Source organism: Janthinobacterium lyxosi (assembly GCF_051380665.1).
Lineage (GTDB): Bacteria > Pseudomonadota > Gammaproteobacteria > Burkholderiales > Burkholderiaceae_D > Janthinobacterium.
On sequence record NZ_JBNYXM010000083.1, the window covers coordinates 1 to 1415 of the forward strand.

Genomic DNA, 1415 nt, shown 5'->3' on the forward strand with positions numbered 1-1415 from the left:
GAAGCAATCGGAAGTGGTTCCAAGAAAAGCCTCTAAGCTTCAGTCATACGAGACCGTACCGCAAACCGACACAGGTGGGCGAGATGAGTATTCTAAGGCGCTTGAGAGAACTCGGGAGAAGGAACTCGGCAAATTGGTACCGTAACTTCGGGAAAAGGTACGCCCCGGTAGCTTGAATGGTTTACTCCATGAGGGTGAAAGGGTTGCAATAAACTGGTGGCTGCGACTGTTTAATAAAAACACAGCACTCTGCAAACACGAAAGTGGACGTATAGGGTGTGACGCCTGCCCGGTGCTGGAAGATTAAATGATGGGGTGCAAGCTCTTGATTGAAGTCCCAGTAAACGGCGGCCGTAACTATAACGGTCCTAAGGTAGCGAAATTCCTTGTCGGGTAAGTTCCGACCTGCACGAATGGCGTAACGATGGCCACACTGTCTCCTCCCGAGACTCAGCGAAGTTGAAATGTTTGTGATGATGCAATCTACCCGCGGCTAGACGGAAAGACCCCATGAACCTTTACTGTAGCTTTGCATTGGACTTTGAACCAATCTGTGTAGGATAGGTGGGAGGCTTTGAAGCGGGGACGCTAGTTCTCGTGGAGCCAACCTTGAAATACCACCCTGGTTTGTTTGAGGTTCTAACCTTGGTCCGTTATCCGGATCGGGGACAGTGCATGGTAGGCAGTTTGACTGGGGCGGTCTCCTCCTAAAGTGTAACGGAGGAGTTCGAAGGTACGCTAGATACGGTCGGACATCGTGTTGATAGTGCAATGGCATAAGCGTGCTTAACTGCGAGACTGACAAGTCGAGCAGGTACGAAAGTAGGACATAGTGATCCGGTGGTTCTGTATGGAAGGGCCATCGCTCAACGGATAAAAGGTACTCTGGGGATAACAGGCTGATTCCTCCCAAGAGTTCATATCGACGGGGGAGTTTGGCACCTCGATGTCGGCTCATCACATCCTGGGGCTGTAGCCGGTCCCAAGGGTATGGCTGTTCGCCATTTAAAGTGGTACGTGAGCTGGGTTTAAAACGTCGTGAGACAGTTTGGTCCCTATCTGCCGTGGGCGTTGGAAATTTGAAGGGGGCTGCTCCTAGTACGAGAGGACCGGAGTGGACGTATCTCTGGTGTACCGGTTGTCACGCCAGTGGCATTGCCGGGTAGCTAAATACGGAAGAGATAACCGCTGAAAGCATCTAAGCGGGAAACTTGCCTTGAGATGAGATTTCCCAGAGCCTTGAGCTCTTTGAAGGGTCGTTCGAGACCAGGACGTTGATAGGCTGGGTGTGGAAGTGCAGTAATGCATTAAGCTAACCAGTACTAATTGCCCGTACGGCTTGTCCCTATAACCTTAGCAGGTACAGAGGATGAGAAAGTACATGTTGCGTGTTGTTGATAACGCAGTCATTACCC

General features: G+C 51.0%; 1 rRNA gene. It reads left to right on the plus strand.

Features of this window, described 5'->3' with window-relative positions:
- Positions 1-1347, plus strand: a 23S ribosomal RNA gene (locus ACQ4WP_RS29250); the annotation flags it as partial.
- Positions 1348-1415: the final 68 nt, after the last annotated feature.